Source organism: Amycolatopsis sp. SID8362 (assembly GCF_010550475.1).
Taxonomy (GTDB): domain Bacteria; phylum Actinomycetota; class Actinomycetes; order Mycobacteriales; family Pseudonocardiaceae; genus Amycolatopsis; species Amycolatopsis eburnea.
In genome coordinates this window covers 1-208 of the sequence record NZ_JAAGNB010000771.1, presented here as the reverse complement: position 1 = coordinate 208, position 208 = coordinate 1, and the positions used below count along the sequence as shown (strand labels likewise).

Sequence of the window (208 nt, the reverse complement as noted above, 5' to 3'; positions counted from 1 at the left end):
CGACCGGCACCACCCGGGCCGCCGGGGCCAGCTCCGCCACCGGGGAAACCTCGAGCGCGCCGCCATCGGCGAGCAGCCGGCGCAGCAGCACGGCGGCGGTGACGGTGTCCCCGCCACCGCCGGACCCGAGCAGGGCCACCCCGCGTTCGAGGGCGGCCACGTCACCGGCGGTGATGCGCATGACTGACCACAGTAGACGAGCTCAGCG

At 76.4% G+C, this 208-nt stretch carries 1 protein-coding gene; it reads right to left on the bottom strand.

The window, feature by feature from the left end; translation table 11 throughout:
* Positions 1-181 (bottom strand): DUF917 family protein (locus G3I65_RS57490; RefSeq protein WP_160698035.1); only part of this gene is annotated, 181 nt, incomplete at its 3' end.
* Positions 182-208: the final 27 nt, after the last annotated feature.